Below are 13,045 nucleotides of genomic sequence, written 5' to 3' on the forward strand. Positions count from 1 at the left end.
CGCCAGTACGCGACAGCGCGCGACCGCGAGTGGCGACCTGCACCGTGAGCTGGGACGCGATAGTCGACGCTGAATCGCTACTTGATCAAGTGGAAGTCGGGATGTCGCAGCCGGGCTTCCAGAAACTCCACGTCTCCGACATGTCGAAGCCACCGGCCTCCACCGCCGGTGTCATAGGAGACCTCCGCGAGCCTTCCCGGGAGGGGTCTGACGCCAGTGCTCTCGCCCGGGCCAGGACTGCCTCGTTGCTCGTGTCGTCTCCCGTGGTGGGGTGACCACTCAGGAGGCCGTCGAAATCGACCAGAGCATCGAGACGGCGGGCGAGAGCGAGCGTCAGGTGGCCGAGCAGCACGTGGTTCACCGACCCCGAGCAGCCGGCGCCGACTATCAGCCCCTGCACTGGTGGTCGCGAGAAAGCCGAGTAGTCCTCGTCTTCGGCAGGGATCTCCTCGTCCTCCGACAGGAAGAACACGCCGACGTCGGCCGGGTCGAAGGCCTGCAGGCCCAGGGGCGAACCGTCTCGCACCCAGAAATCCACGTCACCGCTGGCCTTGGCCTCCACCGGCTCGCAGAAGGTCTCCAACCACGGGACCACATCGGCCAGGATGTCCGCGAACCCGCGTGGTTCGAAGAGCCACAGTCCAATTGCGGGTCCCGGCATACCGCCCCCAGAGCCTCGTGGCCCAAGCGCCACCGGGACCCGGTTCTACCAGGTCCCGGCGCCAGACGTCTGAATCATTGTGGGCCACAGCCCAAGCTCAAGATCGATTCCAGTGCTGGAGCGCTCCGGTGATGAGGATCTCGGAAAACGGCCAAGGCTACTCGTCGCCTCATTTGGTCCGGAGTTCAACGGAGTGGGGTAGCTTCAGCCAGCGTCGCGCGTGTTGTCGGCTGGGGTCGCCCGCTCGTGGAGCGTGCGGGCCGAGTCGGCCGGCGCAGGCCTGAGCAGCATTCGATCGGTCAGTGGCGTCGGCGTCGGGGCTTGCCTTCGTTCACAAGGACTCGCCTCGGTCGGAAGTCTCGGCAAGCGCGACCACAGTCAGTACCTGGTCGAGCACATGTCTGATCGCGGCGGCCTGGGCTGGCGGAGCTTCTAGGATCTGCGGGCATGGCAACACGACTCGTGCAGATCAACATGAAGGCCCATGACGACGCCGCGCTCGGCCGGTTCTGGGCGGAGGCACTCGGTTGGGGTGTCGACAGCGAGGGACCCGGCGTGACCAACCTCGAACCCGTGGGCTTCGCCTACCCCGACCCCGTGGCCGTTTGCATCGACATCGTCGCCCGCCCGGAACCCAAAACGGTCAAGAACCGCGTGCACCTTGATCTGGCCACCACCTCGACTGTCCATCAAGCGGAGTTGGTCGCGCGCTTGAAGGATCTCGGCGCGACGCTCGCCGACGTGGGGCAGGGCGACGTCCCCTGGACGGTCATGGCCGACCCGGAAGGCAACGAGTTCTGCGTCCTGGAGCCCCGTCCGATCCACCAGGACACCGGGCCGATCGCCGCGGTGGTGGTCGACTGCACCGACCCACGAGGGATGGCCCGGTTCTGGGGCGAGGCGATGGACTGGACGCTGCACGAGGTCACTGACGACCATGCGACCATGCGCTCCGCCAAAGGCGTCGGGCCCTACCTGGAGTTCCTCCGCGCTCCCGGCGCCAAGAGCGTGTGGAACCGCGTCCACCTCGACGTCTGCCCCTACCCCGGTGACGACCTGGCCGCAGAGGCAGCCCGACTGCGCGCCCTGGGCGCCACCGACCCTGATATTGATCAGTCCGCAATCTCCTGGACGGTTCTGGCCGACCCGGAAGGCAACGAGTTCTGCCTCCTCACGCCTCGCTGACCTTGAGCAACGACTCCGGCTGGTTCCGGGGCAGCGGCGAAGACCGCGTGGCCATCACCGGTTCCAGCAAGCGTGACCAGGTTCCAGCTGGCCCGTCACGGCTCACCGCTCGACGGCTACGGACGGCTGGTGACAGAAACCCCTGCGAGTGACAGTTGTCCGGTCTCGCTCAAGGTGAGGCAGCTTGAGGTCCTGACCTGGGGTGCCTCAGCTTGAGCGAGACGGGGGCGGGCTGGACAGTCTCGCTCAATCCGAGGCGTCACGCTGAGTGCCCGAGGTCATCCGCATTGGGGCAGCGGCGATTAGCAGTGCAGCGAACATGATGGGGGCGGCTGTCTGATACCCCATCCAGACTTCACCCCCGGCGCTGCTGCGCTGCCGCGCCATCAGGAGGCCGGTCAGAGCAGCCAGCACCCAGCCACTGTCGTAGGCAATCATCAGCTGCGTGTAGGTGCGCATCGACCGGCTGCGCGTGTATCTGATCTCGATGCCGCCGCTGATCAGCAGGGCCACGCCCGAGACGACCATCAGCCAGGCCGGGGTGCCGAGTAACCGGCCGAGCGGGGCGGCGCCGGCGATGTAGAGAGTGGCGAGTAACACCTTGAAAGCGCCATCGGCGATGGCGCCCACCGTCTGGCGGGTCACCCGCGGTGCCACGACCTGGGCCATGTGCGTCCTCCTTGAAGCTCGTCTTGATTGGTTCCGTAACGAGATTACGGTAATAATCAAACTATGAGAATGACGAGAGCAGAGGCCAAGGAACGCAACCGCCGTGCCTTGCTGGACGCCGCGTTCCAGGTCGTGTCCCGGGATGGATACCGGGCCAAACTCGATGAGATCGCCGAACGCGCCGACCTGACCACCGGCGCCATCTACTCACTGTTCGGGAGCAAGAACGGCCTGGTGGTCGCCCTGGTCGCCGACTACCTGCGGCCGCACTACGAGGAGATCGAGCAGGCGGTTCCCGCTGGACTTGATCTGCTGGAAGCGGTCGACGCCTTTGCCCGGTACTGCCGGCGCAGTTGTGACGCCCCGGACGCGCTGTCTGGCCTGTCGCTCCAGATCACCTTGCTGGACATGGCCCTGCATGACCCAGAACTGGGGTCCCAGCTCGCCGCGTCCATCCGGTCGCAGGAGGACCACCTGGTTGCGCTGTTCACTGGAAGGTCGCACAACGGAAGCGTCGTGACGTCGCACCAGGCGCAACGCCTGACCACCGCGCTCAGGGCAGTTTTCGTCGGCCTCGGCCAGGGCGTCCCCCTCGGTCTTGCCCCTGGTGCCGACGAGCAGTACTTCGCCGACGTTGCCCGCGCTCTGGCATCCGGGATGTCCCTCATCGATCACGATGCGGATGCTTCGTGATGGTCAGTCAAGTTGAGGGGTCTTCGGGTTCACCGTCGTGAGTCAGATCTGCGACGACTTCCACCAAGCCGACAAGGCCGTTGCGGAGCCAGGGGAGCGTTATGCCTCGGGGGCGGTGGTCCAGGTGGAAGGCTTGCTCGAACTCGAACTGGGTGGTGCCGGAGAGGTGTCCGACTCTGCGTTCGATCTCCGGCCGCTGTGCCAGGGAAATGATCAGCTTCGTGAACCTGGCGGCTTGGGGATAGTTGGCGGCTCGTTTGAGCCGTGGTGTTCGATGGACGGCGAAGCGGTCCGGGAGAGCCCCGTTGCTGGGTCGGTAGATGCGCTGGAGCACGGCGTCTCTGTCTCGGTGCACCAGTGCCCGATTGTCTACTTCCGTCCAGAACTTTTCGCACCGGCGGTAACACTCAAAGAGAACGGAGGCGCCGTGCCGACGTTCGAGCTGGTCCAGAAGAATCTGGGCCTGAACGATTTCGGGAGCCTGGGACAGGTCGATCTGCTTGGATTCGTTCACGTGTCCGTAGCTCAGCCAGCGCTGATGGCGGATGCAGACGTTGTCGTGGAACCCTCGGATGTAGACCTGGATGGGCTGGCCATTGCTGCCGGAGCGCCAGGCGCAGAGGTCGCAGGCGGGCCGGTGGTTGACGATGAAGGTCTCGGGTGGCGGGACGATGTCGGGTGCGTGGTGCCGCAGTTCTGGCAGTGCCCAGAGCAGGGTCGTGCGGGGCTGGCCGCTGATGAGTTCCAGCCGTTCCAGTTCGTTGAGCGGGCACTGGAGCCAGTGTGACGGGTTGCGCATGGTGCGGAACTCGGTCTGGTTCGCGGCAGCGAGGCGTCGGCGGTAGGAGTTGAGCGTCTCGTTCGCGAACGGGGTGACCGTATGTGGCAGCGGACGGAGCAGGACGGGAGTGAACGGCAGTGAGGTGACGGGAGCAGGGCCTCTCTGGCGGCCGTTCATCCGGCGTCCCTGCCGCGTCGGGCTTCGCCCCGGAAGGCCCTTTCACTGGCGTGGTCGACGTGGATGCTGTCGAGCCGGCGGCGGGTGATGCGTTCGCTGCCGTCGAGGATTGCGGAGATCGCGGCGGCCCGGATCAGATGGGAGAGACTTCCGATCATGCCTCCGGTGCGCTGGTGGAGGTAGGGGTGCAGGCCGGCGAGGATGTCGGCCGTGTGGTGGTGGAGCCGGAGCGTGGCCTCCATCGTCACCACTAGCGCTTCCCATTGGGAGTTGAGCGGGAAGGGTGCGGTGTGCAGGAGTGTGCAGCGGCCCGCGATCTGGTCGCCGCGGATGCCGGTGAACAGTCCGGAGTGCTCGACGTCGATGCCCGCATAGACGAAGGTCGCGGGCAGGTGCTCCGTGAAGTACTTCAGGTGGTCGGACAGTTCTTCACCGGCGGTGGTCGCCAGGTTCATCAGGTGGATCTCGTCGACCAGGACCAGGTCGGTGCGGGCCTCGATGAGGACCTGGCAGACGGCGCTGGTGATATCGACGGTGTTGTGCCGGGGAGAGATCGCAGGCAGCCCGAGGAACCGGGCGAACTCGATGGCGAGTTTGCGGGGTGACCCCTTGGGCGGGGCGGTGACGTAGACGACCGGGACCCGCCTGCTGTCCGGGTAGCGCTGCCGGGTTCGCAACTCGTGCAGTCTGCCGAGCTGCCGCAGAGCGGTGGTCTTCCCGGTGGTGCGTTCACCCGAGATGATCAGGCCCCTCCGGGCACCGTGCTCCCGGCGGTTGAGCAGGGTCAGCAGTCTTCCCTGGTGGGCGACTTCGTTGACCGTGGACGTCCGCACGACTTGCAGTTCGGAGTGGTAGTCGATGCGCCGCTCGTTGTAGGAGTTGCGGACCCGGTCGTCCATCACCTCCCAGCTTCGGGCGGAGGCGAGTTGGAAGGTGGCCGCGTCCCTGTCGATGAAGTGCCGCCACCCGGCCAGTGTCGTCGGCGGCTCGATGCGCTCCTCGTCTGTGGGTGTCATGCCGTCGTCGGAAGGGTTCACCACCATCGCTTCGCCTCCTCGCGTGCGTCGAAGATGCCCAGCGGCAATACCTTGGCCAACTTCTCGGTCTCCTCGGCTTCTTCGGAATCGCGGACCGTTTCGTCCGGCGGCGGCTCCTCGCGTCCGGACGGTTCGGGCCGGGGCCAGGCAGCGGTGCTGGTTGCCCGGGTGCGGGCTGCCGCTTTGCGGTCGCGCCGCTCGTCCGCTCGGGTTTTCCCCTTCTGCCGCCGGACGGGATGGTCGTCGGGGCCGTCGGTTGCCCGGTTCAGCAGCTCGACCGCGGCGCGGGCGACGGCTTCCTCGTCCGGCCTGCGCTGTTCACGTTCGGCCAGTATCTGGTGGGCCCGGTCGAAGATCAGCTCTCCCATGGGGACGGGCGAGGTGCGCAGGTGGCGCCAGGTCGCGGTGATCCAGCCGTCTTCGCGGTGGTTGCGTACCCAGACACGGGAGATGTCGTAGGGGTCGTAGTGGACCTCCCAGAGCCTGCCGTCCGGACCGGCCCCCGAGGACTGGCGCCGGTAGGGGCCGAGTGCGCGGGCGTCGTAGGTGCGGTTGTTGATCCGCACCCCGCCAGGTCCGATGACCCGCCGCTCGCGGGGCATGAGCTGGATGTACTCCTCCTGAGCCAGGGCGACCGGCACGTATCCGGCCGCCGCAACCAGCGCGGTGTACTTCTCGTTCGGGCTCAGCGGACGGTCCGGCATCAGCGGGTCCCGCAGACCGTCGTGCGGTCTCGTCTGCCAGACGGCGACGGCCCACTCCTGTAAGAGGTCCTGGAGTTCGTGGATGGACCAGGCCGCTTGCGCGGCAGGGTCCTTGCCGCGCATCTCGGCGCTGCGGCCGGTGTAACCGGCCACGTACTGGGCGAACATCGTTGAAACCGAGCCCAGCGTCCGCTCGATGTGCGGCTTGTCGGTCGGGGTATCGGGGTGCGCGGGCTGGAACGAGATCCCCAGGTGACGGCAGGCGTTGCGGAAGTTGTCCGAGATGTATGCTTTCCCGCGGTCGCTCACCACTGTCTCCGGGACGATCACCGGCTTCGCGGCGGCCTTGGCGAGCCGCTCGTCCAGCGGCAGCAGCGAGGCGTAGGGCAGCACCGACCTGGACATGCGCAGTGCGTCCGACCAGCCTGGCCGCACCGGTTCCGGTGTCATCGCCCGTGCCAGCAGCAGCGCGGCGTCGACCGCTTTCGTGGACGGTCGCAGCACCACTGCCGCGAGGGTTCTCGTCGCCAGGTCCACGAGCCCGGTCAGTTCGCAGCGGTCCACCGTCCCGTCGTCATGGACGACCAGCACGTCCAGCGGTGTGGAGTCGATCTCCATCACCTCGCCCGGCCGCGCTGCCGCCAGCTGCCCGAACATCCGCTTCGGCTGCTTGCCCAGCGAGCGGCGGGTGCGGGCCGAGCCCAGCAGATGCCGTCCCGTCGAGACCGCCTGAAGCAGCCGGTAGAACGCGGCTCGCGACGGCATCGTCACCGCCCCGACGCCGTGCTCGTCCGCCAGGAGTCGTTCGACCTGGCGCCGCAGCACCTGCGCGGACACGGTCGCCTCGTCGGTCCGGCTGTTCACGACCTTCTCGATCGCCGCCACCACCCGCGGATCGGCTCGGCCCGTCCCCGTGGAGGGCTTGACCAGCCGCCGGTCCACAAGCCCCGCCACCCCCTCGCGCTCGAAACGGGCGCGCAGTCGCTGGAGCGTGCTCAAGGCCACCTCCTCGCCGGTCTCCCGGAGTTCGGCGACTTTGGCCAGCTCCCGCTGGCGCACCGAGCGCACGTTTGGGTCGTACTCGGCTCTCACCGGCGTGCCGTGATCGGCATCTGGATGGCCCGTCATCAGCTCGGTCAGATGCCGCTGCCACCACCGGACCCGCTCCGCCTCCTCCTCGGGCAGGCCATCCAGCACCCCCTCCTGCGGCAACGGCGGGCGGGATGGACCCGTACCGAGCACGGCAAACCCCTCGGAGGCCAGCAGATGACCCAGCAACACCACGCTCGCCGCCTGGGCATCGTCGACCAGCCGCACCGCCGTTCCATGCAAGGCCACAACACTCTGCTCGCGCCCCTCATAGCGGACCCGGTCACCCAGCGACAGAAGCCGCGGACGCGCCGGCACCGCTCTCCACATCCCTCGCAGCGACGGGTGCCGGATGCACCACTGTCGCCGCCGACAACCGCTCGCCCACCAGATCCACGGCCAGCGCCCGGTGCCAGAGCAGATGGAAGAGCACTGGCAGCACGGCGATCGGATCTCCGACCGCCTGGACCCCGGCAAGCAAGCCCTGCGGCTGGGCGAACACCGCCCGCAGACACTCCGCCACCGGCTCACGCCGCACCCTCGGATGCCGGTAGCCCGACAGCCAGCGCAGATTCGTCGCCAGTACCGGATCGATCACCCCGATCCGCTCGTAGCCCCAGCCCACCCGGGCGCAGGCCACCGCCGTAGCCGCGAACTTCGCCGCGTCCTCCGGCTCGACCAACTCGTCCGGACGCACGTCCAGCACCACGGCCCTGCCGTCCCGACGACGTACGAAATAGTCCGGCGTGTGCCTGATCCGTCGGTGCCCGCCGCCATAACGCCACGACAGCCGAAACGGCTGGGAAGCCACCCCGACCACCTCCGGCTCGGCATCCAGACGCATCAGGTGGCTGAGCTCCACCCATGACTCGTAACCCACCAACTCGGCGCTGGTCGAAGCCCAGTACCAGCCGGGGAAATTGCGCTGCCCCCGGTACGACGGGAACACCCGAACCTGCCCGACCGCTTCGAAGCACACAGGCCACACCACCTCAAGCGGCCCACCTTGTGACTCGCCGCGGCTGTCGACGTACTCCAGCCAGAAGTCCCCTGCCTCCACCAGCCACCTCCACTTGGCGCGCTGACCAGCCATAACGACCGTAGAAGACAGAGCGAACCGCTGCCTCAGATTGACCGAGACACCGCACCGAATGCCCGAGATTGAGCGAGACGTGTGACCAGATGCCTCACAAAGACCGGGATTGCCTCAACTGCACGGAGACGGGACAACAGTTATCGCTGCGAGTCACAAAGGGCCATGCGAGTGGTGTGGCGCACTTTTGCAAGCAAGTGCTTGCAAAAGTTAGCAAGGGTGGCGCACCATCGGGGTATGGCATCACTCAACGTCGGCAATCTCGGTGAGTACCTGCGCGAGCAGCGGCGCAATGCGCAGCTGTCGCTGCGGCAGCTCGCCGATGCCGCCGGGGTGTCCAATCCCTATCTCAGCCAGATCGAGCGCGGGCTGCGCAAGCCGAGCGCCGAGGTGTTGCAGCAGGTCGCCAAGGCGCTGCGGATCTCCGCCGAGACCCTTTACGTACGGGCCGGGATTCTGGATGAGCGGGAGCGGGAGGAGCTGGAGACGCGGGCGGTGATCTTGGCCGATCCGTCCATGAACGAGCGGCAGAAGAATGTTCTGCTGCAGATCTACGACTCCTTCCGCAAGGAGAACGGGTTCGAGCCCGGACCGGAATCCGGCGCCGAAGCCGGATCGGAGACCGGCGGCGAGTCCGGACCGGGGGCCGGTGCGGACGGCCGCCCCGGTGCCGACGGTCCCCGCACGGCCGGCGGCAGCGATGCCGGCACAGCTTCAAAGCGTTCAAAACCCTCACACTGAGTCTGATGATCCGGGAGGACCACAGTCATGGCCATCACCGATGACCTGCGTAAGACCCTCACCGACCCGACCCCCCTCTACTTCGCCGCCGGTACGGCCGATATCGCCGTCGAGCAGGCACGCAAGGTGCCGTCGCTGATCGAGCAGCTGCGTACCGAGGCGCCGGAGCGCATCGAGGCCGTGCGCAACGCCGACCCCAAGGCCGTGCAGGAGAAGGTGACCTCGCAGGCCAAGGAGGCGCAGGCCACCGTGCAGGCCAAGGTCACCGAGGTGATCGGGTCGTTCGACAGCGATCTGCGGAAGCTGGGCGAGAGCGCCCAGGACCTGGCGCTGCGCAGTCTGGGCGTGGCCGCGGAGTACGCGGTGCGGGCCCGGGAGACGTACGAGAAGGTCGCCGAGCGCGGCGAGCAGACCGTGAAGAACTGGCGTGGCGAGACGGCCGACGAGATCGTCGAGATCGCCGTCGTCGTCGAGCCGCGCAAGGAGTCCAAGCCGACGGGCACCGTGAAGACGGCGCCGGCCGCCAAGCCGGGCCCGGTAAAGCCTTCGCCCGCCCCGAAGCCCGTCAAGCCGGAGAGCAAGGCCCCGGCCGCGCCCGTCAAGAAGGCGCCCGCGCGCAAGCCCGCTGCGAAGAAGACCACTCCGCCGACCGCGAAGTAGGGCCTCGGCGCCACAGCCGGAGTGTGTACCCGGGCGCGAGCCGGGCACCTTTCGGGGTGCCCGGCTCGTTGTCCCGGTACCTTGGCCGCGAGGAGCTCATCCACTTATTAGGCGGTGCACACCATGTTGCTCACAGGATTCAGCACACTCATCTGGCTGCTCTACATGGTCATGCTCGTCCTGGCCGTGGTCGCACTGTTCATGGCCGCGACGGCCCGTGAGGACGCCTACCGGGCCGCGGACAAGCAGAAGAAGTCCTTCTGGCTGATCATCCTCGGCATCACCGTCGCCGTGAATCTCTTCGTGCCGATGCTGTTCCTGCAGCTCGCGGGCGCGGTCGCGTCCATCGTCTTCCTGGTGGACGTACGGCCGGCGCTGAGGGCGGTCTCGGGTGGCGGCGGCCGGCGCGGCGGTTCCAGCAGTGACGGGCCGTACGGGCCCTACAACGGCGGGCGTTGAGCGTCCGCGGCGTTTGCGGGGGCCGTGGGTGAGGCCTGTTCGGGGCGGGGGCGCGGGATGCTCCGGCCCCGGTCGCCGTTCGGGCCCCGTCGGCGGGTGTGTGCCTGGTCGCGGTCGAGCAGCAGGACCGCGACGTCGTCGGTCAGTTCGCCGCCGTTCAGCTCCCGTACCTGGGCGACCGCGGCCTCCAGGAGATCCTCGCCGGTGAGCCCCTCCGCCAGCTGGCGGTTGATCATCGCGACCATGCCGTCCTGGCCGAGCCGCTGAGTGCCCTCCGGCCCCACGCGTCCCTCGATCAGCCCGTCCGTGTACATCATCAGGCTCCAGGAGCCGCCGAGATCGACATGCCGGCGCGGCCAGCGGGCGCGCGGCAGCAGGCCCAGGGCCGGGCCGCCGTCCTCGTACGGGAGAAGGCGCGCGGCCTGTCCTTGCCGGGTGATCAGCGGGGCGGGGTGGCCCGCCAGGCAGAGGCCGGCGCGCCGGCCGTCGGGGGCGATGTCGACGGTGCAGAGCGTCGCGAAGATCTCCTCGCTCTCCCGCTCGTGCTCCAGGACCTGCTGGAGCGTGGAGAGCAGTTCGTCGCCGCAGAGCCCGGCCAGGGTCAACGCCCGCCACGCTATGCGCAGTTCGACGCCGAGCGCCGCCTCGTCCGGGCCGTGCCCGCAGACGTCGCCGATCATCGCGTGGACGGTGCCGTCGGGCGTACGGACCGTGTCGTAGAAGTCCCCGCCGAGCAGCGCACGGCTGCGGCCGGGGCGGTAGCGGGCCGCGAAGCGCAGATCGGAGCCTTCGAGCAGCGGGGTGGGGAGCAGGCCGCGTTCGAGGCGGGCGTTCTCCTGGGCGCGCAGCCGGGACTCGGTGAGCTGGTGCTGGGCGACGTCGGCGCGCTTGCGCTCGACGGCGTAACGGATGGCGCGGCTGAGCAGCCGTCCGTCGAGTTCGCCGCGGAAGAGGTAGTCCTGGGCGCCGACCCGTACCGCCTCGGCGGCCAGCTCGGCGTCGTCCTCCGCCGTGAGGGCGAGGACGGCATGGCGCGGGGCGATCCGCAGGACGTGCTTGAGGGTGGCGAGCTCGTCGGCTCCCTCGGCGGGGGCGGAGCGGGCTTCGCTGCCGGTGGGCAGGGCCAGGTCCAGCAGGATGCAGTCCACGTCGTCCGTGAGGAGCCGGCCCGCCTCGGTCAGGTTGCGGGCGGTGCGGATACGGACCCGCGTGCCGGCCGCGGCCGGGAGCTCGGGGACGGTGAAGGTGCCCGCCGGGTCGTCCTCGATCACCAGGAGGGTGAGGTCGGCGCCGTGGGAGGCCTCCGCAGCGGGAACGGCGCGCTGCTGCGGTACGGGTTCGGGCATCGGTTCGGGTTTCCTTCCCTCCCCCCGAGGGCGCGGCGGAACGACGATCGACGACCCGCCAGACGGGGACCATAGCGGTCCGCGGTGGGGGAACGGAATGGCGTACCGCGATCGGCCACTGTCATATGCACCGCCATAAGCCGCGTCAGGTCACGGATCCGGCGAGATGCGTGGGGGTGGGGGCGGGTGCCGGGGCATGACAAAGGTCACGCGGGGCGGTGGGGGGCGGGTGGTGCGGGTCACTCCCGTGGGGGTGACCCGGGGCTCCGCGGGGGTGCGGGTCACTCCGGTGGGCGCGTGGGGGTGCCGTGGGGTGTCCCCGGCGGGTGCTTTGTCCTCAATCGCCGGACGGGCTTGAGGGGGCGCCCGTGATGGGCGGGGAGGCTTCCGGGGGCGTCCGGGGAACGCCTTGTCCTCAATCGCCGGACGGGCTTGATGCGGCCGTCAGGGCTTGATCTGCCCGGACGGGCAGCGCCCCCTGCCTGTCCGGGCAGCGCCCCCTACTTGTCCGGGCGGACCACTCCGAGGATCTGCATCGAGCCCGCGCCCGCCAGCGTGACGTTCCGGCCGGGGCGGGGGGCGTGGACTATGGCGCCGTCGCCGATGTACATGCCCACGTGGCTGGCGTCGCCGTGGTAGATGATCAGGTCGCCGGGGCGCAGGTCCTTGACGGCGATGTGCGGCAGCAGCCGCCACTGCTCCTGCGAGGTGCGCGGGATCGGCCGGCCCGCCGCCGCCCAGGCCTGTGACGTCAGCCCCGAGCAGTCGTACGAATCGGGGCCCTCGGCCCCCCAGTCGTACGGCTTGCCGATCTGCGCGGTCGCGAAAGCCACCGCCTTCTTGCCGTTCGCGCTCGCGTCGCGGTTGATGTCCTTCAGCGCGCCGGAGCTCAGCCAGGCCGTCTGCAGCTTGTACTCGGCCTCCTGCTCCAGCTTGAGCAGGCGGGCCCGCTCCTTCTTCTTCAGCTGGGATTCCAGCTTCTTCGCCGCGGCGATCTGCGCGTTGATCTTCTTCTTGGCCTCGGCCTGCTTGAGACGGTTGGCTTCGAGCTTCTCCCAGTTGGTGCTCGCGTCCTGGGTGTACGTCTCCAGGTCCTGCTGGGTCCTGGTCAGTTCACCGAGGGCGCCCTGGGCGGCCTGCTGGCCCTCCCTGACCCGGTTCACCCCGTCGAGGAACAGCTGCGGGTCGTCGCTGAGCATCAGCTGGGCGCCGGGCGGCAGTCCTCCGGTGCGGTACTGCTCGCGGGCCTGGGCTCCCGCCTGGGCCTTGAGCTCGGCGATCTTCGACTGACCCTCGACGATGGCCCGGGCCAGCTTCACGATCTCGCCGGACTGCTTCTTGGCCTGCTCCTCGGCGAGGTTGTACGCGTCGGTGGCCGTCCCCGCCTTGCGGTAGAGGGCGTCGATCTCCTCGCGTACCTCTTCGAGGCTCTTCTTCGGCGCCTTTGACCCGGATTGGGGCTGTGCCGCGGAGGGGGAAGGGGGTGCGGGCGCGGCGAAAGCCTGGACCGGCGCGGTGAGTACGGTCAGCGCACAGACCAGAGTGATCGCGGCTGCGGCAATGTGACGTCGGTTCACGAGATCCCCCTCCGAATGAACCCGATGAATCTGATCAATCCAATGAATCTGATTTACCGTCAGTAACTTTTCGCCGATGACGAGATCGTGCCATGCCGTACCGAAAAGCAACAGAGGCACACACCTGCTGTCCTGACGGTCACACGGGTCGACCGATGCCCCGGGAATCGCTC

General features: G+C 68.4%; 12 protein-coding genes and 1 pseudogene. 5 read left to right on the plus strand and 8 right to left on the minus strand.

Annotated elements, in window-relative coordinates; all coding sequences use genetic code 11:
• Window positions 1-77 precede the first annotated feature (77 nt).
• A pseudogene (locus ACGFU7_RS23845) lies at window positions 78-661 on the minus strand (DUF6368 family protein).
• Window positions 662-1,108: 447 nt separating this feature from the next.
• Between ACGFU7_RS23845 and ACGFU7_RS23850 the strand changes: the two are divergent.
• Window positions 1,109-1,846 carry a VOC family protein gene (locus tag ACGFU7_RS23850; protein WP_393698041.1) on the plus strand — a complete coding sequence of 246 codons (738 nt, stop codon included), beginning with the start codon at window positions 1,109-1,111 and terminating at the stop codon, window positions 1,844-1,846.
• A 246-nt stretch (window positions 1,847-2,092) separates the two neighbouring features.
• On the opposite strand, the gene ACGFU7_RS23855 is transcribed toward ACGFU7_RS23850, so the two are convergent.
• Complete coding sequence (locus tag ACGFU7_RS23855; RefSeq protein WP_393698042.1) at window positions 2,093-2,515, minus strand: hypothetical protein; 423 nt, start codon at window positions 2,513-2,515, stop codon at window positions 2,093-2,095.
• Between the two features lie 69 nt (window positions 2,516-2,584).
• On the opposite strand from ACGFU7_RS23855, the gene ACGFU7_RS23860 reads away from it, so the two are divergent.
• The gene (locus ACGFU7_RS23860) at window positions 2,585-3,208 is read left to right on the plus strand and encodes a TetR/AcrR family transcriptional regulator (protein ID WP_393698044.1); all 624 of its coding nucleotides are present in this window, start codon (window positions 2,585-2,587) and stop codon (window positions 3,206-3,208) included.
• A 7-nt stretch (window positions 3,209-3,215) separates the two neighbouring features.
• Here the strand turns inward: ACGFU7_RS23860 and ACGFU7_RS23865 are convergent, their stop codons facing one another.
• From ACGFU7_RS23865 to ACGFU7_RS23880, 4 genes are read right to left on the minus strand one after another with little or no spacing between them, the layout of a single operon-like run.
• A complete protein-coding gene (locus ACGFU7_RS23865) occupies window positions 3,216-4,166 on the minus strand; it encodes a hypothetical protein (protein ID WP_393335800.1) in 951 nt (316 codons plus the stop codon).
• Window positions 4,163-5,209, minus strand: coding sequence for a TniB family NTP-binding protein (locus ACGFU7_RS23870; RefSeq protein ID WP_393335801.1), 1,047 nt, complete (start codon window positions 5,207-5,209; stop codon window positions 4,163-4,165). The genes ACGFU7_RS23865 and ACGFU7_RS23870 overlap by 4 nt, the downstream gene beginning before the upstream one ends.
• On the minus strand, window positions 5,200-7,224 hold the full coding sequence (locus tag ACGFU7_RS23875; RefSeq protein WP_393698046.1) for a Mu transposase C-terminal domain-containing protein: 2,025 nt from the start codon (window positions 7,222-7,224) through the stop codon (window positions 5,200-5,202). The genes ACGFU7_RS23870 and ACGFU7_RS23875 overlap by 10 nt, the downstream gene beginning before the upstream one ends.
• 55 nt (window positions 7,225-7,279) lie before the next feature.
• Window positions 7,280-8,089, minus strand: coding sequence for a TnsA-like heteromeric transposase endonuclease subunit (locus ACGFU7_RS23880; RefSeq protein ID WP_393698048.1), 810 nt, complete (start codon window positions 8,087-8,089; stop codon window positions 7,280-7,282).
• Between the two features lie 237 nt (window positions 8,090-8,326).
• Here ACGFU7_RS23880 and ACGFU7_RS23885 point away from each other — a divergent pair, with 237 nt between their 5' ends.
• The 3 genes from ACGFU7_RS23885 (at window position 8,327) to ACGFU7_RS23895 (ending at window position 9,949) form a co-directional block, all read left to right on the plus strand.
• Complete coding sequence (locus ACGFU7_RS23885) at window positions 8,327-8,830, plus strand: helix-turn-helix domain-containing protein (RefSeq protein WP_393698050.1); 504 nt, start codon at window positions 8,327-8,329, stop codon at window positions 8,828-8,830.
• Window positions 8,831-8,857: 27 nt separating this feature from the next.
• On the plus strand, window positions 8,858-9,490 hold the full coding sequence (locus ACGFU7_RS23890) for a hypothetical protein (protein ID WP_393698052.1): 633 nt from the start codon (window positions 8,858-8,860) through the stop codon (window positions 9,488-9,490).
• Between the two features lie 123 nt (window positions 9,491-9,613).
• Complete coding sequence (locus ACGFU7_RS23895; protein ID WP_393698054.1) at window positions 9,614-9,949, plus strand: DUF2516 family protein; 336 nt, start codon at window positions 9,614-9,616, stop codon at window positions 9,947-9,949.
• On the opposite strand, the gene ACGFU7_RS23900 is transcribed toward ACGFU7_RS23895, so the two are convergent.
• The gene (locus ACGFU7_RS23900) at window positions 9,931-11,295 is read right to left on the minus strand and encodes a PP2C family protein-serine/threonine phosphatase (protein ID WP_393698055.1); all 1,365 of its coding nucleotides are present in this window, start codon (window positions 11,293-11,295) and stop codon (window positions 9,931-9,933) included. The two genes, ACGFU7_RS23895 and ACGFU7_RS23900, sit on opposite strands and share 19 nt — an antisense overlap.
• Before the next feature lie 500 nt (window positions 11,296-11,795).
• Window positions 11,796-12,872 carry an NlpC/P60 family protein gene (locus tag ACGFU7_RS23905; RefSeq protein ID WP_393698056.1) on the minus strand — a complete coding sequence of 359 codons (1,077 nt, stop codon included), beginning with the start codon at window positions 12,870-12,872 and terminating at the stop codon, window positions 11,796-11,798.
• Window positions 12,873-13,045: the final 173 nt, after the last annotated feature.

This window comes from Streptomyces sp. NPDC048473 (genome assembly GCF_043200155.1).
Taxonomy (GTDB): Bacteria; Actinomycetota; Actinomycetes; order Streptomycetales; family Streptomycetaceae; genus Streptomyces.

Bases quoted from the DNA above. Each gene is read 5' to 3' on its own strand.
- ACGFU7_RS23850 (WP_393698041.1), top strand. From the start codon at position 1,109: ATGGCAACACGACTCGTGCAGATCAACATGAAGGCCCATGACGACGCC.
- ACGFU7_RS23885 (WP_393698050.1), top strand. From the start codon at position 8,327: ATGGCATCACTCAACGTCGGCAATCTCGGTGAGTACCTGCGCGAGCAG.
- ACGFU7_RS23890 (WP_393698052.1), top strand. From the start codon at position 8,858: ATGGCCATCACCGATGACCTGCGTAAGACCCTCACCGACCCGACCCCC.
- ACGFU7_RS23860 (WP_393698044.1), top strand. From the start codon at position 2,585: ATGACGAGAGCAGAGGCCAAGGAACGCAACCGCCGTGCCTTGCTGGAC.
- ACGFU7_RS23865 (WP_393335800.1), bottom strand. From the start codon at position 4,166: ATGAACGGCCGCCAGAGAGGCCCTGCTCCCGTCACCTCACTGCCGTTC.
- ACGFU7_RS23895 (WP_393698054.1), top strand. From the start codon at position 9,614: ATGTTGCTCACAGGATTCAGCACACTCATCTGGCTGCTCTACATGGTC.
- ACGFU7_RS23880 (WP_393698048.1), bottom strand. From the start codon at position 8,089: ATGGCTGGTCAGCGCGCCAAGTGGAGGTGGCTGGTGGAGGCAGGGGAC.
- ACGFU7_RS23855 (WP_393698042.1), bottom strand. From the start codon at position 2,515: ATGGCCCAGGTCGTGGCACCGCGGGTGACCCGCCAGACGGTGGGCGCC.
- ACGFU7_RS23900 (WP_393698055.1), bottom strand. From the start codon at position 11,295: ATGCCCGAACCCGTACCGCAGCAGCGCGCCGTTCCCGCTGCGGAGGCC.
- ACGFU7_RS23870 (WP_393335801.1), bottom strand. From the start codon at position 5,209: ATGGTGGTGAACCCTTCCGACGACGGCATGACACCCACAGACGAGGAG.